22 protein-coding genes and 1 pseudogene are annotated in these 21,859 nt (G+C 64.0%); 19 read left to right on the top strand and 4 right to left on the bottom strand.

Annotated elements, in window-relative coordinates:
* Positions 1 to 906 carry a 16S rRNA (cytidine(1402)-2'-O)-methyltransferase gene (gene rsmI / locus QTA58_RS06445; protein ID WP_289672141.1) on the bottom strand — a complete coding sequence of 302 codons (906 nt, stop codon included), beginning with the start codon at positions 904 to 906 and terminating at the stop codon, positions 1 to 3.
* Between the two features lie 275 nt (positions 907 to 1,181).
* Between rsmI and dnaN the strand changes: the two genes are divergently transcribed.
* The 4 genes from dnaN to pyrF all read left to right on the top strand — a co-directional run bounded on the left by dnaN (position 1,182) and on the right by pyrF (position 4,345).
* On the top strand, positions 1,182 to 2,300 hold the full coding sequence (dnaN, locus tag QTA58_RS06450; RefSeq protein WP_085422074.1) for a DNA polymerase III subunit beta: 1,119 nt from the start codon (positions 1,182 to 1,184) through the stop codon (positions 2,298 to 2,300).
* 122 nt (positions 2,301 to 2,422) lie between these two features.
* Entirely contained in the window at positions 2,423 to 3,016 is a 594-nt protein-coding gene (gene pmtA / locus QTA58_RS06455) for a phospholipid N-methyltransferase PmtA (RefSeq protein WP_289672142.1), read from the top strand.
* Positions 3,017 to 3,062: 46 nt separating this feature from the next.
* Positions 3,063 to 3,656 carry a histidine phosphatase family protein gene (locus QTA58_RS06460; RefSeq protein WP_289672143.1) on the top strand — a complete coding sequence of 198 codons (594 nt, stop codon included), beginning with the start codon at positions 3,063 to 3,065 and terminating at the stop codon, positions 3,654 to 3,656.
* The gene (gene pyrF, locus QTA58_RS06465; RefSeq protein ID WP_289672144.1) at positions 3,653 to 4,345 is read left to right on the top strand and encodes an orotidine-5'-phosphate decarboxylase; all 693 of its coding nucleotides are present in this window, start codon (positions 3,653 to 3,655) and stop codon (positions 4,343 to 4,345) included. The genes QTA58_RS06460 and pyrF overlap by 4 nt, the downstream gene beginning before the upstream one ends.
* Here pyrF and QTA58_RS06470 read toward each other — a convergent pair.
* A complete protein-coding gene (locus tag QTA58_RS06470; protein ID WP_289672145.1) occupies positions 4,342 to 5,397 on the bottom strand; it encodes a right-handed parallel beta-helix repeat-containing protein in 1,056 nt (351 codons plus the stop codon). The two genes, pyrF and QTA58_RS06470, sit on opposite strands and share 4 nt — an antisense overlap.
* A gap of 61 nt (positions 5,398 to 5,458) precedes the next feature.
* On the opposite strand from QTA58_RS06470, the gene QTA58_RS06475 reads away from it, so the two are divergent.
* Together QTA58_RS06475 and QTA58_RS06480 are read left to right on the top strand one after the other, a co-directional pair.
* A complete protein-coding gene (locus QTA58_RS06475) occupies positions 5,459 to 5,746 on the top strand; it encodes a DUF1330 domain-containing protein (protein ID WP_085422069.1) in 288 nt (95 codons plus the stop codon).
* A 104-nt stretch (positions 5,747 to 5,850) separates the two neighbouring features.
* Complete coding sequence (locus QTA58_RS06480) at positions 5,851 to 6,831, top strand: complex I NDUFA9 subunit family protein (RefSeq protein WP_085422068.1); 981 nt, start codon at positions 5,851 to 5,853, stop codon at positions 6,829 to 6,831.
* A gap of 452 nt (positions 6,832 to 7,283) precedes the next feature.
* On the opposite strand, the gene QTA58_RS06485 is transcribed toward QTA58_RS06480, so the two are convergent.
* Positions 7,284 to 8,090: an undecaprenyl-diphosphate phosphatase gene (locus QTA58_RS06485; RefSeq protein WP_289672146.1), complete on the bottom strand. Its 807-nt coding sequence runs from the start codon at positions 8,088 to 8,090 to the stop codon at positions 7,284 to 7,286.
* 151 nt (positions 8,091 to 8,241) lie between these two features.
* Between QTA58_RS06485 and QTA58_RS06490 the strand changes: the two genes are divergently transcribed.
* The 4 genes and pseudogenes from QTA58_RS06490 to QTA58_RS06500 all read left to right on the top strand — a co-directional run bounded on the left by QTA58_RS06490 (position 8,242) and on the right by QTA58_RS06500 (position 11,217).
* Positions 8,242 to 8,934 (top strand): glutathione S-transferase family protein, encoded by a 693-nt coding sequence (locus QTA58_RS06490; protein WP_085422065.1) that lies wholly within the window; start codon positions 8,242 to 8,244, stop codon positions 8,932 to 8,934.
* The gene (gene queG, locus QTA58_RS06495) at positions 8,915 to 10,087 is read left to right on the top strand and encodes a tRNA epoxyqueuosine(34) reductase QueG (protein WP_289672147.1); all 1,173 of its coding nucleotides are present in this window, start codon (positions 8,915 to 8,917) and stop codon (positions 10,085 to 10,087) included. The genes QTA58_RS06490 and queG overlap by 20 nt, the downstream gene beginning before the upstream one ends.
* Positions 10,087 to 10,314 (top strand): annotated as a pseudogene (locus QTA58_RS23965) (NAD(P)-dependent oxidoreductase); the annotation flags it as partial. The gene queG and the pseudogene QTA58_RS23965, both read left to right, overlap by 1 nt.
* 189 nt (positions 10,315 to 10,503) lie before the next feature.
* Complete coding sequence (locus tag QTA58_RS06500; protein ID WP_289672148.1) at positions 10,504 to 11,217, top strand: NAD(P)-dependent oxidoreductase; 714 nt, start codon at positions 10,504 to 10,506, stop codon at positions 11,215 to 11,217.
* A 78-nt stretch (positions 11,218 to 11,295) separates the two neighbouring features.
* Here the strand turns inward: QTA58_RS06500 and QTA58_RS06505 are convergent, their stop codons facing one another.
* Positions 11,296 to 11,721, bottom strand: a complete 426-nt coding sequence (locus QTA58_RS06505; protein WP_289673359.1) for a hypothetical protein — start codon at positions 11,719 to 11,721, stop codon at positions 11,296 to 11,298.
* Here QTA58_RS06505 and QTA58_RS06510 point away from each other — a divergent pair.
* The 9 genes from QTA58_RS06510 to guaA all read left to right on the top strand — a co-directional run bounded on the left by QTA58_RS06510 (position 11,606) and on the right by guaA (position 21,736).
* Positions 11,606 to 12,007, top strand: coding sequence for a septal ring lytic transglycosylase RlpA family protein (locus tag QTA58_RS06510; protein WP_289673041.1), 402 nt, complete (start codon positions 11,606 to 11,608; stop codon positions 12,005 to 12,007). The two genes, QTA58_RS06505 and QTA58_RS06510, sit on opposite strands and share 116 nt — an antisense overlap.
* Before the next feature lie 84 nt (positions 12,008 to 12,091).
* Positions 12,092 to 13,381, top strand: a complete 1,290-nt coding sequence (locus QTA58_RS06515) for an RsmB/NOP family class I SAM-dependent RNA methyltransferase (RefSeq protein WP_289672149.1) — start codon at positions 12,092 to 12,094, stop codon at positions 13,379 to 13,381.
* A gap of 133 nt (positions 13,382 to 13,514) precedes the next feature.
* A complete protein-coding gene (locus tag QTA58_RS06520; protein ID WP_085422061.1) occupies positions 13,515 to 14,789 on the top strand; it encodes an imelysin family protein in 1,275 nt (424 codons plus the stop codon).
* A gap of 378 nt (positions 14,790 to 15,167) precedes the next feature.
* Entirely contained in the window at positions 15,168 to 16,718 is a 1,551-nt protein-coding gene (locus QTA58_RS06525; protein ID WP_289672150.1) for a di-heme oxidoredictase family protein, read from the top strand.
* Positions 16,719 to 16,730: 12 nt separating this feature from the next.
* Positions 16,731 to 17,834, top strand: coding sequence for an imelysin family protein (locus tag QTA58_RS06530; protein WP_289672151.1), 1,104 nt, complete (start codon positions 16,731 to 16,733; stop codon positions 17,832 to 17,834).
* A gap of 4 nt (positions 17,835 to 17,838) precedes the next feature.
* On the top strand, positions 17,839 to 18,927 hold the full coding sequence (locus QTA58_RS06535) for a DUF1513 domain-containing protein (protein ID WP_289672152.1): 1,089 nt from the start codon (positions 17,839 to 17,841) through the stop codon (positions 18,925 to 18,927).
* Positions 18,928 to 19,006: 79 nt separating this feature from the next.
* Positions 19,007 to 19,456 carry a PaaI family thioesterase gene (locus QTA58_RS06540; protein WP_085422057.1) on the top strand — a complete coding sequence of 150 codons (450 nt, stop codon included), beginning with the start codon at positions 19,007 to 19,009 and terminating at the stop codon, positions 19,454 to 19,456.
* Positions 19,457 to 19,482: 26 nt separating this feature from the next.
* On the top strand, positions 19,483 to 20,118 hold the full coding sequence (locus QTA58_RS06545) for a 5'-methylthioadenosine/S-adenosylhomocysteine nucleosidase (RefSeq protein WP_289673042.1): 636 nt from the start codon (positions 19,483 to 19,485) through the stop codon (positions 20,116 to 20,118).
* A gap of 40 nt (positions 20,119 to 20,158) precedes the next feature.
* The gene (gene guaA, locus QTA58_RS06550; protein ID WP_289672153.1) at positions 20,159 to 21,736 is read left to right on the top strand and encodes a glutamine-hydrolyzing GMP synthase; all 1,578 of its coding nucleotides are present in this window, start codon (positions 20,159 to 20,161) and stop codon (positions 21,734 to 21,736) included.
* The last annotated feature ends 123 nt before the right edge of the window (positions 21,737 to 21,859 follow it).

Below are 21,859 nucleotides of genomic sequence, written 5' to 3' on the forward strand. Positions count from 1 at the left end.
TCAGCCCCCGGCCTTCAGTTCCAGGAGCCGCTGGTAGAGGTCCTTGCGGGCAAGCCCCGTGATCCTGGCCGCTTCCGCCGCCGCCCTGGCGGCTGGCATGGCGGAAGAAAGCTCGCGCAGCAGCGCGTCCACCTCCATCTCGCCCGGCGCTTCTTCAGCCTCGGGAGGCGCCACGATGAGGACGATCTCGCCCTTCACGGCGCGGTCGTCGTCATAATAGGCGGCGAGCTCCTCCAGAGTGCCGCGCCGGAACTCCTCGAAGGTCTTCGTCAGTTCGCGGCAGACGCAGGCACGGCGGCTCTTTCCGAGAACCTCGGCGGCGGCGGCAACGGTCGCGCCGATGCGATGCGGGGATTCGAAGAAGATCAGCGTCGCCGGCACCCTCGAAAGCTCGGCCAGCCGGTCCCTTCTTCCCTTGTCCTTCGCCGGCAGGAAGCCCGCGAAGAGGAAGGCGTCGGACGGCATGCCGGAACCCACGAGTGCTGCGAGCGGCGCCGAAGCACCGGGGACCGGCACGACCTTGTGGCCCGCCTCGATCGCCATCCGGCCGAGCCGGTAGCCGGGATCGGAGACGAGCGGCGTGCCGGCATCGGAGACCAGCGCCACGGATCTGCCCTCCTCCAGCGCCGCGATGAGCTTCGGCCCCGCCTCTTCGGCATTGTGTTCGTGATAGGCGAAGGGCCGGTTGACGATGCCGTAACGGTCGAGCAGCACGCGGGTCACACGGGTATCCTCGCAGGCGAGCACGTCGGCGCCGGAGAGCGTTTCGAGCGCACGCAGCGTGATATCGCCGAGATTGCCGATCGGGGTGGCGACCAGATAGAGCGCCGGCTCCAGCGGCCTTGCGGGCACGAATGTATTGGCGACGCGATAGCCGCGCTGCGCGGTCTTCAGGTCATCGGTCACGGGCTGTCACGCGGGGTCGGATAATCATGGCTCTTTATGATGGAGCCGGCCTGCTTCGGCAAGTGAAGCCCGGCGGCGGGGCGATGGCATGTTTTTCTGTGTGCAAGTGCCGGCCGCGATGCGGAATTGGTCCGGTAACCTCTCGTTCACCTCTTGCTTTTCGCCGCCGTTGTCTGCCATTTTGCCCGTCCACATCATACAGTCGGCCTACAAACCCGACAAAAAATACGGGGTCCGGTCTTGCCGGACCGCCACGGTCGAAAGCGGTAGCGTCCATGCGTATTACTCTTGAGCGGTCCAACCTCTTAAAATCGCTGAACCACGTGCATCGCGTGGTCGAGCGGCGGAACACGATCCCCATCCTCTCCAACGTGCTGATGCGCGCCTCCGGCAACAGCCTGGATCTCAAGGCGACCGACCTCGATCTCGAAATCACCGAATCCGTTCCGGCCATGGTCGAGAATGCCGGAGCCACGACGGTGCCGGCGCATCTGCTCTACGAAATCGTCCGCAAGCTGCCCGACGGATCGGAAGTGCTGCTCGCCACCACCTCCGACGGCGCCTCGATGACCGTGCAGTCCGGCCGGTCGAAATTCTCGCTGCAATGCCTGCCGGAATCGGATTTCCCGGATCTGACCGCCGGCAGCTTCACGCATACCTTCAAGCTGAAGGCGACCGATCTGAAGATGCTGATCGACCGCACCCAGTTCGCGATCTCCACGGAGGAGACCCGCTACTATCTGAACGGCATCTTCTTCCATACGATCGAAGCGGGCGGCGACCTGAAGCTGCGCGCCGTCGCGACCGACGGGCACCGCTTGGCGCGCGCCGACGTCCAGGCGCCGTCCGGCTCCGAGGGCATGCCGGGCATCATCATCCCGCGCAAGACGGTCGGCGAACTCCAGAAGCTGGTCGACGATCCGGAAGCAGCCGTCACCGTCGAAGTGTCCGACGCCAAGATCCGCCTGACGATCGGCACGATCGTGATGACCTCCAAGCTGATCGACGGCACTTTCCCGGATTACCAGCGCGTCATCCCGACCGGCAACGACAAGGAAATGCGGGTCGATTGCGAAAGCTTCACCAAGGCCGTCGACCGCGTCTCGACGATTTCCTCCGAGCGCGGCCGCGCGGTGAAGCTGTCGCTGACGGACGGTCAGCTCATGCTGACGGTCAACAATCCGGATTCCGGCAGCGCCACCGAAGAAGTGGCCGTCGGCTACGACGCCGACCCGATGGAGATCGGCTTCAACGCCAAATACCTCCTCGACATCACCGCCCAGCTTTCCGGCGAGGACGCGATCTTCATGCTGGCGGATGCGGGTTCACCGACGCTGGTGCGCGACACGGCGGGAGACGACGCTCTCTACGTCCTGATGCCGATGCGCGTCTAACCATTTGAGGCGGCTGGGAAAATTCCAGCCGCCTTTTTCCTTGCATTTTCCCGCAGCGACATTTTCTCTTGCTTTTGCGGCATGCGGGGCCACATAGGGGCAGAAAGGGAGAGGACATATCCATGGAGTTGCGCCTGAAGGAGCGGCTTGGCCGCAAGTTCGATGAGGAAATCCGGTTCTTCAAGGGCTGGATCGACGGTCCCAAGCGCGTCGGCGCGATCTGCCCGACCTCTTCGGTCACGGCGAAACGCATGGCAAGCGTCATCGATACGGCTTCCGGCCTGCCGGTGCTCGAACTCGGACCCGGCACCGGCATCATCACCAAGGCGATCCTGAGGCACGGTGTGTCGCCGGAAAATCTCGTCTCGATCGAATATTCGACGGATTTCTACCAGCATCTCGTCCGCACGTTCGCGGGCGTCAACTTCATCAACGGCGACGCCTTCGATCTCGAACGCACGCTCGGCGCCTGGAAGGACAAGACCTTCGACAGCGTCGTCTCGGCGATCCCGCTCCTGAGCTTCCCGATGGAACGGCGCATCGCGCTGCTCGAAGACCTGCTCGACCGCATTCCCGCCGGGCGGCCCGTGATGCAGATCACCTACGGTCCCGTTTCCCCGATCATCGCCAATCCGGACCGCTACAGGATCAAGCATTACGATTTCGTGGTCCGCAACATCCCGCCGGCGCAGCTCTGGACCTATACGCGCGCCTAGGTGATAACCGGCTCGAAGTTCCGGCCGTTCACGAGCGTGACCTGACATGACCTTCGGCCTCTACATCACCCATCCGCAGGTTCGGATCGACCCGGATATCCCGGTGCCGGAATGGTGCCTTTCCGATATCGGCCGCGCCCGTGCCGAGGCCGCGGCGAAATCATCATGGGCAAGGCAACTCGGCCGGATCGTTTCCAGCGGCGAGACGAAGGCGATCGAAACCGCCGAAATCCTCGCCTCCGCATCCGGTCTCACGATCGAGATCGCCCAAGACACCCATGAGAACGACCGTTCGGCGACCGGCTTTCTGCCGCCGCCCGCGTTCGAGGAAGCCGCGAACCGGTTCTTCGCCCACCCCGACGAAAGCTTCAAAGGCTGGGAGCGTGCGATCGATGCTCAGGGGCGCATGGTCTCGGCGGTCAACCGCATCCTCGCGGATCATGACCCGCACGTGCCGATCGCGTTCGTCGGCCATGGCGGCGTCGGGACCCTGCTGAAATGCCGCCTCCTCGGCATTCCGATCGCCCGCGATCGCGACCAGCCGCCCGGCGGCGGAAATCTCTTCTGCTTTACCCTTGCGGATCGCGCCGTCTCGTGCGACTGGACCCCTATCGAAAAATGGGAAGGAATCAGGGCATGAACGCACGTGACCGTTTGATCGTGGGCCTCGACATCCCGACCATCGCGGAAGCGGAAAAGATGGTCGCCAGGCTCGGCGACACGGCCTCCTTCTACAAGATCGGCTATCAGCTCGCCTTCGCCGGCGGACTGGAATTCGCCCGCGACCTCGTCAAGGACGGCAAGCAGGTCTTCCTCGACATGAAGCTGCTCGACATCGACAACACGGTGGCGAAGGGCGTCGAGAACATCGTCAAGATGGGCGTCACGATGCTCACCCTGCATGCCTACCCGAAGGCGATGCGGGCCGCAGTCGACGCGGCAAAGGGCTCCGATCTCTGCCTGCTCGCGGTCACGGTGCTCACCTCCATGGACGAGGCCGATCTCGTCGATGCCGGCTACGAATACGATCCGCACACGCTGGTGCTGCGCCGCGCCGAACAGGCGCTTGCCGCCGGCATGGGCGGCATCGTCTGCTCGGCGGAAGAATCCGCCGCCGTGCGCAAGATCGTCGGGCCGAACATGGCGGTCGTGACGCCCGGCATCCGCCCCGCAGGCTCCGACGCGGGCGACCAGAAGCGGGTGATGACGCCCGCCGACGCGCTCCGCGCCGGTTCGAGCCATCTCGTCGTCGGGCGGCCGATCGTCAAGGCACCCGATCCGAAAGCGGCGGCGCAAGCCATCCTCGCCGAGATGGCGTCCGTCCTCTAACGATTGTCCGAAACCGTGTTGTGCTCGTCGTGATCGACGATGAGGCCCGGCCTTCCCCCGGGCAGGCGGTTGCCGGTGACGATATTATACTGCGCGTAGTCATAGGGGCTGAGGCTGCTGCCGAACGGCCGGTCCGGCCGCGAGAAGCAATAGGTGCTCGTTGCCTGGCGGCTGCCGAGCCAGACCGCCGGCCGCGCCGCCCAGAAATTCGTGTAGCGGAACGTGTTACCGGTGATCACGTTGCGCTCCGGCTTCTGGTGACGGATCGTGCCGCCCTCGCCGCAATTGCGGTAGACAAAAATGCCGCCCTTGATCGGGTTCTCGAAGATATTGCCTTCGATGCGGTTGTCCGCCGAACCGTCGACCGCGATCATCTCGCGCCGGGCCGTGCGGATGTCGAACATATTGCCGATGATCCGGTTTCGGGCAGATTCCGCATCCAGATAGATCGCCGTGCCGTTGGTGTTGCCGGTAAAGCGGGAGTTTTCGACGGTCATTTCCGTCACGCCCGGCGCCGCATAAAGCGGAATGCCGCCGCTCGCCACGAAGGTGATGTCATCAAGCGTGATGCCGCTTGGCGCCGCAGCCTGGGCCCGCGCGGTATGACCGGCTTCGAGGGACGACAGCCGAACCTCTTCCGCCTGACCGTTGCTGCCGAGGCCCTCGATGCGGACATCGCCCTCAATGACGCAATTGCGGATTTGGATATTGCGCGGCGCATCCCAGCTTCCGTCCGCCCGGCGGACCGAGCGGATCCATACCGTCCGGGCTTTGGCCGTCCTCCCGTCCAGCGTGCCGCCCTTACAATCGAGCGTCGCGCCGGAAGCCGCGCTGCCGGAAAAGGCGATGGGCCGGGTGATGGCGTCCGTCTTCGCGAGGGTCAGGTCGCAGGCGATCTCCACCGGTTTTACCTTTTCCGGGGCGAGTTTGCGGAGAGCGGAATAGATATCGGCGGAACAGGCTCCCGCTTCGGCACGCGCGGGATGCGACATGACGACCGCCGTCACAACCGGAAGAGCTACGGCGAGGGCGCCTGCGGTGATACGCATCATATTGACTTGCCCCATGATTTGACCGAAGTCAGCTTATCCGAACACACATTGGAGGAACATCATGGCAAAGGGATACTGGATCGCCCGCATCGATATCCGCGACCCGGAACGCTACAAGGACTATGTCGCGGCCACGAAGGTGCCCTTTGAGAAATACGGCGCCAAGTTTCTCGCCCGCGGCGGCGAGATCACCGAGCTGGAAGGCAAGGCGCGCGCCCGCAACGTGGTGATCGAATTCCCCTCCCGGCAGGCAGCCGTCGACTGCTACTATTCGCCCGAATACCAGATCGCCGCAAAAATCCGCCAGGAAGCGGCCGACGGCGAACTGGTCGTCGTGGACGGCGTTTAAAGTCCCGAAAACCGCACCTGCTGCGGCACCGGAGACACTTCCACCCGTGCCGCAATTCGGTTAAACAGGCGCCAATCCTTCCCTTGCAGCTCCCGGAGCAGATCATGACCGTCAGCAACCTTCCGCCACTCGTCACCGTTTTCGGAGGATCGGGTTTCGTCGGGCGGCATGTGGTGCGGGCGCTCGCCAAACGCGGTTATCGCGTGCGCGTCGCGGTGCGCCGTCCCGATCTCGCGGGCTTCCTGCTGCCGGCGGGCTATGTCGGGCAGATTTCGCTGGTCCAGGCGAACCTTCGCTACCGCCAGTCGATCTTCCGCGCCGTCGAAGGCTCCTCCCATGTGGTGAACTGCGTCGGCATCATGTTCGAAAGCGGCCGCAACACGTTCGATGCCGTGCAGGACTTCGGCGCCCGTTCGATCGCGGAAGCAGCCAGCGCCGCCGGCGCCAGGCTGACCCATATCTCCGCAATCGGTGCCGATCCGAATTCGGAATCATCCTACGCCCGCACAAAGGGCCGTGCGGAAGCCACGATCTTCTCTTTGCTGCCGGATGCCGTGATCCTGCGGCCGTCGATCATGTTCGGCCCGGAAGACAGCTTCTTCAACAAGTTCGCGGCCATGGCGCGCATCTTCCCCGCCCTGCCGCTCGTCGGCGGCGGCAAGACGAAGTTCCAGCCGGTCTATGTCGAGGACGTTGCGGAAGCCGTCGCCCGTTCCGTCGACGGAACGATCGCACCGGGCAAGGTCTACGAGCTCGGCGGTCCGGAGGTCATGACCTTCCGCCAGTGTCTCGAGACCATGCAGCGCATCACCAACCGGGAGCGCGCGCTCATCTCGCTGCCCTTCGGCATCGCGTCGCTGATCGGCAGCCTCGCCTCCCTCGTCCCCTTCGTTCAGCCGCCCATCACCCCCGACCAGGTGAAGCTGCTAAAGGTCGACAATATCGTTTCCGAGGCCGCCGCCAAGGAAGGCCGCACGCTTGAAGGAATGGGTATCCGCCCGACGCTCGCCGCCTCGATCCTTCCCTCCTATCTGGTACAATACAGGCCGCACGGCCAGTATACGGGATCGGGCCGCGCCGCCTGATCCTTTCATTTTAGGAATCACTTATATCGCCGTCAAACCAGTGCGTTAGTCCGCTCAAAAAGCGGGCAGCGATATTTCTGCGCACATTTTCCGGGCAGCGCCTGTGGCACAAAGGCCGCAGTTTCAAATCCTCGCGCGTTAACGGCGGATTCAGTAAAATCTTATATTGAAATCTTTCGGTTCCACCCATACACCCTCCTTCGCGGAACAGACGCAACCGTGACGATCAAATCATCCTTTGAAAGGCATTCCTCCATGGGCAAGCCCATCGCGCTCTTTTTTGCGTGCGCAGCATTGGTCATTCTCGCGGGCTCCTTCATTGCCCCGAGAACGGGCGCAGCCGGCAAGAGCGAATGCGCGCCCGCCTATGGCGTCGATCCCTGCAGCACGGCTTCCGTCCTGCACTAAACAGATAAGCGGGAGAACAGGCGGCCATGAAGCCGCCTTTCCCTTCAGGCGCCCAGAAGAAGGGCGATCAATCCGATGATGCCGACCACGATCCGCCAGTAGGCGAAGGGCGCGTAGCCGCGGCTTGAGACGAAATCGAGCAGCGAGCGCACCACGAGGATCGCGGTGACGAACGCGGCGACGAAGCCGACGGCGATCACCGCACCATCATCGAAGCTCAGCACATCGCGATTCTTGTAAAGATCGAGCACGAACGCGCCGAGCATGGTCGGCATGGCAAGGAAGAAGGAGAATTCCGCCGCCGAGCGCTTGTCCGTGCCCATGAGCAGCGCGCCGACGATGGTGGCGCCCGAACGCGACGTGCCGGGGATCATGGCCACGCACTGGCAGAGGCCGATCTTGAAGGCGAGCGACAGCGGATAGTCCATCACGTCGTGATATTTCGGCTGGAATTTCATCTTGTCGACGGCAAGCAGCACGAAGCCGCCGAGGATCAACACCACGCAGAACAGCATCGGCGTCTCGAACAGCACGGTCTTGATGAAATCGTGGGCGAGCGCCCCGATCACCGCCGCCGGCAGGAAGGCGACCAGCACCGTCAGCACAAAGCGCCTTGCCTTCGGGCTGGTCGGCAAGTCCATGGCGATCCCCAGCAGTTTCTGGGCATAGACGAGCAGAATCGCCAGGATCGCCCCGAGCTGGATCAGGACGGCGAAAGTGTTGCCGGGGGACTGGAAACCGAGAAAATGGCCGGCGAGCAGGACGTGAGCAGTTGAGGAAACGGGAAGAAATTCCGTAAGCCCCTCGATCAAGCCAAGAACGAGGGCGCTGATAATGGACTGATCCGCCATTCTTAATCCTTTATTGAGCAGATATGGGCAGTTTGAGGTACTTTATGAGCCGTTGCTTGTGTTGGCCCTACCAAATCCATATAGCTGGCATATGTCAGGCGGGCGCGCGAAGCGACCACATCCTCCCTATACACCATTCGTGAAGTTATCCATGCCCACCCTCTATCATCATCCCATGTCTTCGGCCTCGCGGTTCGTCCGGCTGATCCTCGCAGAATACGGCTTTCAGGCGGAACTGGTCGAAGAGCAGCCCTGGGAAAAGCGGAGGGAATTCCTGACGCTCAACCCGGCGGGCACACTTCCCGTCTATGTGGACGACAGCATGCGGGTACTTTGTGGCCCTTCCGTGCTCCTGGAATTTTTGGACGAGACGCACGGCGTGCTGAAGCGCGACCGCCGGCTGCTCGCCGAAGACCCCTGGCAGCGGGCCGAAATCCGCCGCCTCACCGAATGGTTCCTGCAGAAGATGGAGCAGGACGTCACCCGGCCGCTCACCCGCGAGCGCATCTACAAGCTGCAGATGAGCGCGGCGCATGGCGGCGGCGCGCCGGATTCGAAAGTGCTGCGCACGTCGCGCGCCAATATCCGCCAGCACATGAAATATCTCTCCTGGCTCGCCGGCTCGCGGCCCTGGCTCGCAGGCGACCGGCTGAGCTATGCCGATCTCGCCGCAGCCGCCTCGATTTCGGTGCTCGACTATCTCGGCGAGATCGACTGGGCCGAAACCCCCGTCGCCAAGGACTGGTACCAGCGGCTGAAATCCCGCCCATCCTTCCGGCCGCTGCTTGCCGAGCGCATCCGCGGCCTGACCCCGGTATCCCACTATGCGGACCTTGATTTCTGACCAGGACCAAGAGGACGAAAAGGCGCTCCGGCGGCGGGAGAAGCTGACCGCCTTCATTCGCGAGGAAGCGGAAGCGCAAGGCTTCGACCTCTGCCGCATCACCGGACCGGACAGCATTCCGCGGGCGCCGGAGAGGCTTCAGACCTTCCTCGACGAGGGCCACCACGGCACGATGGCGTGGATGGCGGAGACGCGGGAGCGCCGCGCCGATCCGAAGGCGCTCTGGTCCGAGGTCAGATCCATCGTCCTTTTCGGCCTGAACTACGGTCCGGACGAAGATCCCCGCGGCATTCTCGACAGGCCGGACAGGGCGGCGATCTCCGTCTATGCCCGCAACCGCGACTATCACGACGTCATCAAGGGCCGGCTGAAGGAAATCGCCACGCGGTTTGCCGCCCGTGCCGGCGAGGACGTCAAGGTCTTCGTCGATACGGCGCCCGTCATGGAAAAGCCGCTCGCGGAGGCGGCCGGCCTCGGCTGGCAGGGCAAGCACACCAATCTCGTCAGCCGCACGCACGGCTCCTGGCTCTTCCTCGGCAGCCTGTTCACCACCGCCGAGCTTATCGTGGACGCGCCGGAGACCGACCATTGCGGTTCCTGCCGCGCCTGCCTGGACGCCTGCCCGACGGCCGCTTTTCCCGCACCTTACCGGCTCGATGCGCGGCGCTGCATCTCCTATCTGACGATCGAGCACAAGGGGCCGATCGATCCGGAATTCCGGCCGCTGATCGGCAACCGCATCTACGGCTGCGACGACTGTCTCGCCGCCTGTCCGTGGAACAAGTTCGCGGCAAGTGCTTCCGAAATGAAGCTCCGCGCGCGGGAGGATCTGAAGGAGCCTTCGATCGCCTTCCTGCTGACGCTCGACGATGCCGCTTTCCGCACCTTCTTCAGCGGCTCGCCGGTGAAGCGCATCGGCCGGGACCGCTTCGTCCGCAACGTGCTGATCGCGGCCGGCAATTCCGGCGATCCGGCTCTGGTCGGGCAGTGCCTCGAACTCGCCCGCGACCCCTCGCCTGTGGTACGCGGCATGGCTATATGGGCTCTGAAACGCCTGATGCGGCCGGAGGACTTCGCCCGGTTTGCGCAAACGCGCGACGTGGAGGACGATCCGGACGTGCGGGAAGAATGGCGACTGGCGGGAGCGGGTTGATGCGGGTGATGATCTTCGGATGCGGCTATTCGGGCCAGGCGATCGCGGCAGCGTTCAAGGCGGAAGGCGCCCGGGTTTCCGGCACGGCGCGGACGGCGGAAAAGGTCGCGGAACTTGAGGCGCTGGGCATCAATGGGTTTGTTTTTGATGGCAGCGGGTTCGATGACGAACTGTTGGTGGAGCTCAAAGAGGTAACGCACCTCGTTCAGTCGATTCCTCCAACAAAGGTCAAGAGCGAGCCGCCCCCTCACCCGGCCTCCGCTCCGCTCGGCCACCAACCGGGGACGGGTCGACGGCCCCGTCCCGTCCTCCGGACTCCCCAGGGGAGAGGAGGGAATAGTGGCCTCCCAGCCTCCTCTCTTTTCCCCGCAGAGAAAGAAGGGAATAGCGACGGCGCGGCATCTCGCCTTCTCCCTTTGGGGAGAAGGTGGCCCGAAGGGTCGGATGAGGGGGCCTCGCCCTCCGAAACCCCACCATCCAGCCAGGAAGGCGACCCCATCCTCAAACTGATCGCGGGCAAGCTCGAAAAGCTCTGCCCGAAGCTTCAATGGGTCGGCTATCTTTCGACCGTCGGCGTCTATGGCGATCACGGCGGCGGCTGGGTGACGGAAGAGACACCCGGCAGGCCCATACAGGGCCGTTCCATCGAAAGGGTGGATACCGAGGAAGCCTGGGCGGCGGAGGGCGAGGCCGCCGGCATACCGCTCGCCAGCCTGCGGCTTTCAGGCATCTACGGCCCCGGGCGCAACGCCTTCGTCAATCTCGCGCGCGGCACGGCGCGGCGCATCATAAAGCAGGGCCAGGTCTTCAACCGCATCCGCGTCGAGGACATTGCGGGCGCCACGCTCTTCCTCGCGAAGGGGAAGATGGGCGGTATATATAATGTCACGGACGACGAGCCCGGTCCGCCGCAGGACGTCATCGTCGAGGCGGCCCGCCTGATGGGCGTCGTGCCGCCGCCGGAACAGGATTTCGAGACCGCCGAGATGACGCCGATGGCGCGCTCCTTCTACGGCGCCAACAAGCGCGTTTCGAACGCCAAGATCCGCGCGGCGGGCTACCAATTCCGCTTTCCGAACTACCGGATGTCGCTCGCCGAAATGTGGTCCACGGACCGCTGGAGAGGGTGAATTTTCCCTTTGGAACGGATGAAATTTCCATCCACGTGGCCTGCCCGATCATTATTTCTTAATATTTTGGACAAGGCATCACAGAATTTGCGCAAATCGTGCAGAGAATCCTGCATCGCAATGAATTTTTTTCTGCAATTTTCGTGATCGCGGCACCGCTCCGAGTCGGGCTGGAATTCCATTCCGCTTTCCTTCTGTTTTTAAATGTTTTCTTCTGTCACAATTTAGCTGGCTTCCTAAAAATATGGCAAGCAATCTAATCACAAATGTTACAGTCTGTAACGTTCCGTGATCACAAACCCCACTTTTTCGCCATTTTTCGCCGTGCTTAGCCGTTTTTGCACGCAACGTGCAGGGACAAACGACGGGGACGACGACTTTGAAAAAAATCCGACGCTCGATTTGCGCCGCGGCCGCCGCTGCAACCTTTGCTCTTCTCGGCTCCGCGCAGGCCAACGCTGCGCCCGGGTGCGGCCACGCATCCTGGTACGCTCTGACTTCCAAGACGGCATCCGGCGAACGGATGAACCCTTCCAAACTGACCGCGGCACATCGTTCGCTGCCCTTCGGCACCAAGGTCAGGGTGACCAACAAGCGAAACGGCAAAAGCGTCATCGTGCGCATCAACGACCGCGGTCCGTTCATCCGCGGGCGGGTGATCGACGTCTCCAAAGCCGCGGCGCAGAACATCGGCATGGTCCGCTCCGGCACGGCGCAGGTCTGTTACCAGATCGTTGCCGCCGAGAACCAGAAGGTCGCCGGCAAGGGCCTGAAGGACATCGACGGCTGAGACCGCAAGGCACCGCCCCTTGCCGTTCCGCCCGATAGCGGTTAGGACCCAAGTCATACGGGTGCAACCGAAACGGAGAGCGACATGCGACTGGGCGGGCGATTGGCCGGAGCCATCGAGGTGCTGGCCGACATCGAGACGCGCAAGCGTCCTGTCGCCGACGCCCTCAAGGACTGGGGCCTGGCGCATCGTTTCGCCGGTTCCGGCGACCGGGCCGCGATCGGCAACATCGTCTACGACGCGCTGCGCATGCGGCTCTCGCATGCATGGCTCATGGACGACGAAAGCCCCACTGCCCTCGCCCACGCGGTCCTCATCCGGCAATGGGGCCTCACCCCTGAAGCTCTCCAGGCCGAGTTCGCCGATGACCGCTTCGCGCCGCCGGCGCTTACCGAGGCGAACCTCTCGGCGCTTGCCTCCCGCAATCTCGAAGACGCGCCCACACACGTACAGGGCGACATCCCGGACTGGATCCAGCCGTCCTTCGAAGCCAATTTCGGCGAGGACTGGCTTTTGGAGGCCAAGGCGCTGGCCGGCCGTCCGACCCTCGATCTCCGCGCCAATACACTGAAGGCAAGCCGGGAGAAGGTCGTCAAGGCGCTGGAACGCTCCGGCGCGAAACCTTCGCGCATCGCCAGAAACGGCATCAGGATTGCCGCCGGCGAAGGAGCGTCCCGGCTGCCGAACGTCACAGCCGAGCTTTCGTTCCAGAAGGGCTGGTTCGAAGTTCAGGACGAGGGCTCGCAGATCGTCGCCGATCTCGTGCAGCCGGGAGAGCACGACCAGGTGCTCGACTATTGCGCAGGCGGCGGCGGCAAGACGCTCGCCATGTCGGCCGCCATGCACAACAAGGGACAGATCCACGCCTATGACGCCGACCGCAAGCGGCTGGCGCCGATCATCGAAAGGCTGCGCCGCGCCGGCACCCGCAATGTCCAGGTCCATGACGATGCCCGGCAGCTCGACGCGCTGAAAGGCAAGCTCGACGCGGTGCTGGTCGACGCTCCCTGTACGGGCACCGGCACCTGGCGCCGGCGGCCGGATACCAAATGGCGCCTGACGCCGAAAAACCTCGACGAACGCATCGCCCAGCAGCAGGAGGCGCTGGCGGAAGCGGCAGCCTTCGTGAAACCCGGCGGCGCGCTGCTCTATGTCACCTGCTCCATCCTGCCGGAGGAAAACGACGCGCAGGTTTCGCGCTTCTGCGCCGACAATCCCGAATTCTCCATCGCTCCCGCCGCGGCACATTGGCACGATATCTTCGGAAAGGACGCTCTGCGGCCGCGATCGCAGGATGCATCGACCGTTACTTTGACGCCCGCAAGTACCGATACGGACGGATTCTTTTTCTGCCGCATGCAACGCAAGGTTTGAACAGGCCCAAATGCGGTCGAGGCATGCTTTCTTCTTTCAAAATATTCTAAACTAGATCATTTGACACCAGTTTCCATTTGCGCGAAGAACGCGTCTTGGGCGGCAGGAAGCCTGGCCGCCGAAGGAGAGGGACATGATCCGCAAGACCGTTTTCGGCGCCACGCTGGCGCTTCTCGCCGCTTCCGCGGCGTTCACCGTCACGCCGGCCGAAGCCGCCGACTCCGCCTCCGTGGTGAAGCACTACGCCGAGCTCGCGGAAGCCAAGTATCAGGACTCGCTCACCACCGCCAAGGCCCTGGACGCCGCGATCGACGCGCTGATCGCCACGCCGGGCGAGGCGACCCTCAAGGCCGCCAAGGAGGCCTGGATCAAGGCGCGCGTTCCCTATCAGCAGACGGAAGTCTATCGCTTCGGCAACCCGATCGTCGACGACTGGGAAGGCAAGGTGAATGCCTGGCCGCTGGATGAGGGCCTGATCGATTATGTCGACCCATCCTACGGCACGGAGAGCGATTCCAACCCGCTCTACGTCGCCAACGTGATCGCCAATCCGAAGATCAAGATCAACGGCGAGGATTACGACGCGACCGATATCACGCCCGAGACGCTCCGGGGCCTGAACGAAGCCGGCGAGATCGAGGCGAACGTCGCGACCGGCTATCACGCCATCGAATTCCTGCTCTGGGGCCAGGATCTGCACGGCACCGGACCGGGCGCCGGCGAGCGGCCCTATACCGACTACGACAAGGCCAATTGCACCGGCGGCAATTGCGACCGCCGCGCGGCCTATCTCAAGGCCGCCTCGACGCTGCTCGTTGCCGATCTCGAGGATATGGTGAAGGCCTGGGCGCCGGACGGCGAGGCCACGAAGAATGTCGAGGCCGATCCGAAGGCCGGCTTGACCGCGATCCTGACCGGCATGGGCTCGCTCTCCTATGGCGAGCTCGCCGGCGAGCGCATGAAGCTCGGCCTGCTGCTGCACGATCCGGAAGAAGAGCACGATTGCTTCTCCGATAATACCTATGCCTCGCATCTCAACGACGCGATCGGCATCAAGTCGGCCTATACCGGCGAATATGTCCGTGTCGACGGCACCAAGATGACCGGCCCGTCGCTTTCGGAACTGGTCGCCGCCAAGGACAAGGCGCTCGACACGGAAGTCAGGGGCAAGCTCGACGCGACGCTCGACGCGATGAACGCCATGGCCGACCGCGCCCAGAAGGTGGAGGCCTACGACCAGATGATCGGCGAGGGCAACACCCAGGGCAATGCGGTCGTGCAGAAGGCGATCGACGGCCTGGTCGACCAGACCAAGAGCATCGAGCGCGTCATTGCGGCGCTGGATCTCGGCACGGTCGAGCTTGAAGGTTCCGACAGCCTCGACAATCCCGACGCCGTCTTCAAATGATGAACTGAAAAAGGCGGGCCGCGGCGAAGAGTGTGCGGCCCGAACGTCGATGAACGTGCGAAAAGCAAGCCGCCATTCCGTCTGGCCTTCCGGCTGCCTTCCTGACGAGGGCGAGCCGGTGACCTATGGCGGAAAACTGCGCGGCATACCGATCTCCCCCCTTGAGGGGGAGATGCCCGGCAGGGCAGAGGGGGGTATTTTCCCGCCACATTCATCGACCGGCTTCGATACGACGTTGTCACCCCCCTCTGTCACTCTCGTGACATCTCCCCCTCAAGGGGGGAGATCAGAGGGAGCTTGCCGCCCTCCTCGTCGCTCACGTGCAATGGTTTCCCCTCGGAGTGGAGAGGCTGGGGAGGGGCATCGTCCCGGCAATCCATGACCCCTGCAATACGTCGCAAATCCATCCCGATTTTCTTCCTACCGATTCTTTCGGGCGCCCTGCTTCTGACCCCGCTGATCGCGGCGGGCGGCGATCCGATCTTCCCGACGACGCGCTCGGACCTCAATCCGAAGGACCAGAAGCGCGTCGAGGCCGTCACGCGCCCGACGACGGATTTTTCCAAGCCGGAGCAGTTCGAGCTGATGGAGGGCGGGGCTGCGACCAGCCGGGCGATCGTCAACGGCAACGCCTTCTCGCATTTTTTCGCCAACCTCACCTTCGAGGAGGAGGAGACCTTCAAGCTCGGCAATGCGCTCTTCACCAAGCTCTGGATTTCGGCGCCCTCCTCCACGCAGGCCTCCGACGGGCTCGGCCCGCTCTTCAACGCCCGCGCCTGTCAGAGCTGCCATCTGAAGGACGGCCGCGGACATCCGCCGGAAGGCTCCGCGGACGCGACGTCGATGTTCCTCCGTCTCGCCCGCCCGGCCCGCACCGACGAGGAGCGAGAGGCCGTCGCGGATTACCGGAAGCTCAATTTCCCAGATGCGACCTATGGCGAACAGTTGCAGGATCTTGCTGTGCCGGGCCTCAAATCCGAGGGGCGGATGCAGATCTCCTATGAGGAAATCCCCGTGACGCTGGCCGGCGGCGAGGTAGTGCATCTGCGCAAACCCGCCTATTCCGTTGCCGGTCTCAGCCACGGTCCTCTGGAGAGCGACGTGACGGTTTCGCCGCGCGTCGCCCCGCCGATGATCGGCATGGGCCTCATCCAGGCGATCCACGAAAGCGACATCCTCGCCAAGGCCGATCCGGACGACAGGGACGGCGATGGCATTTCCGGCAAGCCGGCGCTGGTGCGCGACCACCGGAGCGGAGAATTGAAACTCGGCCGTTTCGGCTACAAGGCGCAGAACGCGACGATCCGCGACCAGAGCGCGTCCGCCTTCGCCGGGGACATGGGCATCTCCACCCCGGACAATCCTTACAGCCATGGCGACTGCACCAAGGCGGAGGCCGAATGCCTCGCCATGCCGACCGGCGTGCAGGAACGGCTGGGCCCCGTCGAGGCGCCCGATCCGGTCATGGAACTCGTGACGTTCTATTCGGAAAACCTCGCGGTACCCGCCCGGCGCAACCTCGCCGATCCGACGGTGCTGAAGGGCAAGCAGCTCTTCCAGCAGTCCGGCTGCATCGCCTGCCATACGCCGAAATTCGTCACCCGCCGCGATGCCGGCAACAAGGCGCATGCCTTCCAGCTCATCTGGCCCTATTCGGATTTCCTGCTGCACGACATGGGCGAAGGCCTCGCCGACGGGCAGCAGGTCGGCGTGGCGGACGGCCGCGAATGGCGCACCCAGCCGCTCTGGGGGATCGGGCTGACGGAGACCGTCAACGGCCATACCTTCTTCCTGCATGACGGGCGGGCGCGCAATCTCACCGAAGCCATCCTCTGGCATGGCGGGGAAGCGCAAAAGGCACGCGACGCCTTCGCCGCGCTTTCGAAGGACGACCGAGCCGCCCTCGTCAAATTCCTCGGGTCTCTTTAAGGGGTCACTCTGATGCGCACAATTCTTGCCGCCGGGCTCATCTTGCTCCTGCCCGCCGTGACATCCGCCCAGGAGGCCGACACCGCGCCCGCCGTCACGCTTCCCGACGCGGCGGTGACGAAGGTGATGACGGCGGCGGTCGACGGCTTCATCCGGCCGGGCTACGACGCCTTCCGGCAATCGGCCGAAAAGATGACCGCCGCCATGAAGACGCTCTGCGAGGCGCCCTCCCCGGCTCATTACGATGCCGCCAGGGCGGCCTTCCGCGATACGGCGGTGAGCTGGGCGCATATCGAGGTGGTGCGCGTCGGCCCGGTGATCGAGCAGAACCGTTTCGAGCGCATCCTCTTCTATCCCGACCGCAAGAGCACGGGGTTGAAGCAGGTGCAGGCCGTGCTTTCCAAATCCGACGAGACGGCGGCCGATCCCGCCACGCTCGCCACCAAGAGCGTGGCGACGCAAGGTTTCGGAGCGCTGGAATATCTCCTCTTCGGCACCGGTTCCGAGACGCTTTCGAGCGAAAAGAACGGTTTCCGCTGCCGCTACGGCGCGGCCGTCGCCGGCAATATCGCCAATGTCGCCCGCGAGCTTTCCGGCATCTGGGACGAACCGGACGGCATCCAGAAGGCCTGGGAACAGCCGGAGCCGGACAATCCGGTCTTCCGCACCGGCGGCGAGGCGGTCACCGCGCTGCTCGGCATCCTCGTGCACGGCGCCGAGGCCGTGCGCGACCAGCGCATCGAGACCTTCTACAAGGGCGCCGACAAGGCGAAATTTCCGAAGCAGGCGCTGTTCTGGCGCTCCGAAAGCACCTGGCCGAGCGTGAAGGGCAATCTCGAAGGCCTTTCGGCGCTGCTGGAGACATCCGGCATGGTGGAACTGCTGCAGGAGAAGGACCGGCCGGTCGTTACCGAAATCCAGTCCACGCTGAAATCGATGATCGAGCTTTCCGGCACCATCACGCCCGATCTCGAAAAGGCCGTGTCCGACAAAGCCGAACGCGGGAAGCTCGATACGCTGCTGGCCGACGGCAAGAACGTCATCACCAGGTTGAACGACGGCTATGGCGGCGCGATCGGCCTCAGCTCCGGCTTCTCCTTCGCGGACGGGGATTGATTTCATGACCTGGCGCGGCGAGGCCATCGACCGGCGCGATTTCCTGAAGGCGGTGGGTATCGCCTTCACCGCCACGCTTTCGCCGGGCGCGCTGATGGCGCTCGAACGCGCCGATGCCGTCTATGCCTCGGGTTTCCGCGCGCCGGACGGCTCGTTCGGCATCGCCACCGTTTCGGAACGCGGCGAGATCGTCGACCGCGTGGCGCTGCCCGCCCGCGCGCATGGCATGGCCTATAGCGCCGCGACCGGCCGCGCCGTCGCCTTCGCCCGCCGTCCCGGCACTTTCGCCATGGTCTTCGATCCGTCTGGGCAGGCCGAACCGGTGATCATCACCTCGCCGGAAGGCCGGCATTTCTACGGACACGGGCATTTTTCGCCGGACGGCACGCTGCTCTATGCCAGCGAGAACGATTTCGACGGCAATCGCGGCATGATCGGCATCTACGACGCACGCGACGAATTCCGGCGCGTCGGCGAGTTCGACGCCCATGGCATCGGCACCCACGACATGACCGTCTCCGACGACGGCCGGTTTCTCGTCATCGCCAATGGCGGCATCGAGACCCATCCGGATTTCGGCCGCACCAAACTCAATCTCGACCGCATGGAGCCGTCGCTCGTGCTGCTCGACGCGAAGACGGGCGCACTCATCCAGCGGCACGGCCTGCCATCGGCGCTCCGTCAGCTTTCGACCCGGCATCTCGACATCGCCGATGACGGCCGCATCTGGTTCGCCTGCCAGTGGGAAGGACCGCGCAACGCGCTGCCGCCGCTCGCGGGCTGGTTCGGGCATGGCGAGGACCTGTCCTTCGTCTCGCTGCCGCAGGAGACGACGATCCGGCTCGGCAATTATGTCGGCGCGATCGCCGTCAACCGCCGCGAAGGACTTGTCGGCCTCACCTCCCCGGTCGGCGGCGCGGCCGTGACCCTCGATGCGAAGACCGGGGCGGTGCTCAGGGAAGAGAAGGTCCGCGATGCGGCGGGTGTCGCTCCCGCAGCGCTTGGCATCGCCGTTTCCTCCTACGACGGGCAGTTCAACGACACCCATAGCCAGGTCGCCTGGGACCAGCATATCGTCCGCATAGGTTCTTAACTCTCTCCCAAACCCGTCGCGGCGGCTTGCCGAACACATTTCCCCATGCCAATTTCGCATCTGCGAAAGGAACGGAAAGATGAACGGGAGAGACACAGGCGATTTCCGCGAGCGGGTGCGCCAGAGCTTCGACAAGCAGGGTGCGATGGCGATGCTCGGCGCCGAACTGACGCGCGTCGAACCGGCCCTGGTGGAGATCGAGCTGCCCTTCGATCAGAAACTCACCCAGCAGCACGGCTTCCTGCATGCCGGCGTCATCTCCGCCGCGCTCGATTCCGCCTGCGGCTATGCCGCCTATACGGTCATCGATCCGGACGCCTCGATCCTCACCATCGAGTTCAAGGTGAACCTGATGTCGCCCGGCCGCGGCGAACGCTTCCTCTTCCGCGGCGAGATCACCAAGCCGGGCTCCACCATCATCGTCGCAGACGGCCGCGCCTATGCGATCGGCGACGGGCCTGCCAAGCTCATCGCCTCCATGACCGGCACGATGATGGTGATCCGCGGCAGGCAGGACGTGACCGGATGACCGCTCCATCTCCCCACGGATTGCCGATGGGCGAGCCGAGCCTTGCCGGCGGCAAGTCCGTCCTCTTCGTCATGGCGGTGGACGCCGAATACGGCCCGGCACTCAAATCCCGCATCAAGCCGCTGATGACCGGCGTCGGCCCGGTCGAGGCGGCCGTGGTGCTTTCCCATGCGCTGACGAAGCTGGAGGCGGCCGGCGGGCTGCCCGACCTCGTCGTCTCGCTCGGGTCGGCCGGGTCCCGCAGCCTCGAACAGACGGAAATCTACCAGGTCTCCTCGGTCGCCTATCGCGACATGGACGCTTCGCCGCTCGGGTTCGAGAAGGGCCGGACGCCCTTTCTCGACCATCCCGCAATCATGCCGCTCGCGCACCGCATTCCCGGCATTCCGGCAGCCTCGCTCTCCACCGGCGGCAATATCGTCTCCGGACCGGCCTACGATCGCATCGAAGCCGACATGGTCGACATGGAGACCTTCGCCGTGATGCGCTGCTGCCAGCTCTTCGATCTTCCGCTGATCGGCCTGCGCGGCATTTCCGATGGCAAGGAAGAGCTGAAACATGTCGGCAACTGGACCGAATACCTGCATGTGATCGACGAAAAGCTGGCGGCAGCGGTCGACAGCCTCACGAAGGCCCTGAAAAGCGGCGAATTGGCGCTCTGACGCAGTTGCAAGAAATGCAACTTTTCTTTAAAGGCTCGCCATGACCCAGACAGCTCATCCCGACAGCATCCTCATCATCGATTTCGGCAGCCAGGTGACGCAGCTCATCGCGCGTCGCATCCGCGAATCCGGCGTCTACTGCGAAATCCACCCGTTCCAGAACGCGGCCGCCGCCTTCGAGAAACTCCAGCCCAAGGGCGTGATCTTCTCCGGCGGCCCGGCCTCGGTGACGACCGAAGGCAGCCCCCGCGCACCGCAGGCGGTATTCGATTCGGGCGTGCCGATCCTCGGCATCTGCTACGGCCAGCAGACGCTCTGCCTGCAGCTCGGCGGCGAGGTGGAAGGCGGGCACGCAGCGGAATTCGGCCGCGCCGACGTGGAGATCAAGGCGAAGAGCCCGCTCTTCGACGGCTTCTGGGAGACCGGCAAGCGCTACCCCGTCTGGATGAGCCATGGCGACCGCGTTACCAAGCTGCCGGAAGGTTTCGAGGTCATCGCCACCTCCGAGAACGCGCCGTTCGCGATCGCAGCGGATGAGAGCCGACACTACTACACGACCATGTTCCACCCGGAAGTGGTGCATACGCCCGATGGCGCCAAGCTTCTCTCCAATTTCGTGCACAAGATCGCCGGGCTGAAGTCCGACTGGACCATGTCCGCCTACCGCGCCGAGATGATCCGCAAGATCCGCGAACAGGTCGGCCAGGAACGGGTCATCTGCGGCCTTTCCGGCGGCGTCGATTCTTCCGTCGCGGCCGTGCTCATTCACGAGGCGATCGGCGAGCAGCTCACCTGCATCTTCGTCGATCACGGCCTGATGCGGATGAACGAGGCGGAAGAAGTCGTGAAGATGTTCCGCGACAACTACAACATCCCGCTCGTCCATGTGGATGCTTCCGACCTGTTCCTCACCGAACTTGCCGGCGTTTCCGATCCGGAAGTGAAGCGCAAGACGATCGGCCGGCTGTTCATCGAGGTCTTCGAGGCGGAAGCGAAGAAGATCGCCGAGGACGGCAAAGGGGCTCCCGCCTTCCTCGCCCAGGGCACGCTCTACCCGGACGTCATCGAAAGCGTCTCCTTCTCCGGCGGACCTTCGGTGACGATCAAGAGCCACCACAATGTCGGCGGCCTGCCCGAGCGGATGAACATGAAGCTCGTGGAGCCGCTGCGCGAGCTCTTCAAGGACGAAGTGCGTGCACTCGGCCGCGAACTCGGCCTTCCCGACCAGTTCATCGGCCGCCATCCCTTCCCGGGTCCCGGCCTTGCCATCCGCTGCCCCGGCGGCGTGACGCGCGAAAAGCTCGACATCCTGCGCAAGGCGGATGCCATCTATCTCGACGAGATCCGCAAGGCCGGACTCTACGGCACGATCTGGCAGGCATTCGCCGTGCTGCTGCCGGTGCAGACGGTCGGCGTCATGGGCGACTACCGCACCTACGACTTCGTCTGCGCGTTGCGCGCGGTGACCTCGGTCGACGGCATGACGGCGGATTTCTATCCCTACGACATGAACTTCCTCGGCCGCACGGCGACCCGCATCATCAACGAGGTGCGCGGCATCAACCGCGTCGTCTACGACGTGACGAGCAAACCGCCCGGCACGATCGAGTGGGAATGATTTGAAGGCGGCCGGCGTTGCGCTGGCATCGTCCGCCAGCCAGTGCCGGCGCCGGATAGGAAGAAGAGCCGGAGGCGATCTTCGATCCGACGCTGCTACTCGGCGATGGCTCCGATCTGGGCA

It is taken from the genome of Neorhizobium sp. CSC1952, assembly GCF_030378245.1.
GTDB classification, from domain to species: Bacteria; Pseudomonadota; Alphaproteobacteria; order Rhizobiales; family Rhizobiaceae; genus Neorhizobium; species Neorhizobium oryzae_A.

Excerpts from the sequence above, each read along its gene's own strand:
- dnaN (WP_085422074.1), top strand. The coding sequence starts at position 1,182 with ATGCGTATTACTCTTGAGCGGTCCAACCTCTTAAAATCGCTGAACCAC.
- pmtA (WP_289672142.1), top strand. The coding sequence starts at position 2,423 with ATGGAGTTGCGCCTGAAGGAGCGGCTTGGCCGCAAGTTCGATGAGGAA.
- QTA58_RS06460 (WP_289672143.1), top strand. The coding sequence starts at position 3,063 with ATGACCTTCGGCCTCTACATCACCCATCCGCAGGTTCGGATCGACCCG.
- pyrF (WP_289672144.1), top strand. The coding sequence starts at position 3,653 with ATGAACGCACGTGACCGTTTGATCGTGGGCCTCGACATCCCGACCATC.
- QTA58_RS06470 (WP_289672145.1), bottom strand. The coding sequence starts at position 5,397 with ATGATGCGTATCACCGCAGGCGCCCTCGCCGTAGCTCTTCCGGTTGTG.
- QTA58_RS06475 (WP_085422069.1), top strand. The coding sequence starts at position 5,459 with ATGGCAAAGGGATACTGGATCGCCCGCATCGATATCCGCGACCCGGAA.
- QTA58_RS06480 (WP_085422068.1), top strand. The coding sequence starts at position 5,851 with ATGACCGTCAGCAACCTTCCGCCACTCGTCACCGTTTTCGGAGGATCG.
- QTA58_RS06485 (WP_289672146.1), bottom strand. The coding sequence starts at position 8,090 with ATGGCGGATCAGTCCATTATCAGCGCCCTCGTTCTTGGCTTGATCGAG.
- QTA58_RS06490 (WP_085422065.1), top strand. The coding sequence starts at position 8,242 with ATGCCCACCCTCTATCATCATCCCATGTCTTCGGCCTCGCGGTTCGTC.
- queG (WP_289672147.1), top strand. The coding sequence starts at position 8,915 with ATGCGGACCTTGATTTCTGACCAGGACCAAGAGGACGAAAAGGCGCTC.
- QTA58_RS06515 (WP_289672149.1), top strand. The coding sequence starts at position 12,092 with ATGCGACTGGGCGGGCGATTGGCCGGAGCCATCGAGGTGCTGGCCGAC.
- QTA58_RS06520 (WP_085422061.1), top strand. The coding sequence starts at position 13,515 with ATGATCCGCAAGACCGTTTTCGGCGCCACGCTGGCGCTTCTCGCCGCT.
- QTA58_RS06525 (WP_289672150.1), top strand. The coding sequence starts at position 15,168 with ATGACCCCTGCAATACGTCGCAAATCCATCCCGATTTTCTTCCTACCG.
- QTA58_RS06530 (WP_289672151.1), top strand. The coding sequence starts at position 16,731 with ATGCGCACAATTCTTGCCGCCGGGCTCATCTTGCTCCTGCCCGCCGTG.
- QTA58_RS06535 (WP_289672152.1), top strand. The coding sequence starts at position 17,839 with ATGACCTGGCGCGGCGAGGCCATCGACCGGCGCGATTTCCTGAAGGCG.
- QTA58_RS06540 (WP_085422057.1), top strand. The coding sequence starts at position 19,007 with ATGAACGGGAGAGACACAGGCGATTTCCGCGAGCGGGTGCGCCAGAGC.
- QTA58_RS06545 (WP_289673042.1), top strand. The coding sequence starts at position 19,483 with ATGGGCGAGCCGAGCCTTGCCGGCGGCAAGTCCGTCCTCTTCGTCATG.
- guaA (WP_289672153.1), top strand. The coding sequence starts at position 20,159 with ATGACCCAGACAGCTCATCCCGACAGCATCCTCATCATCGATTTCGGC.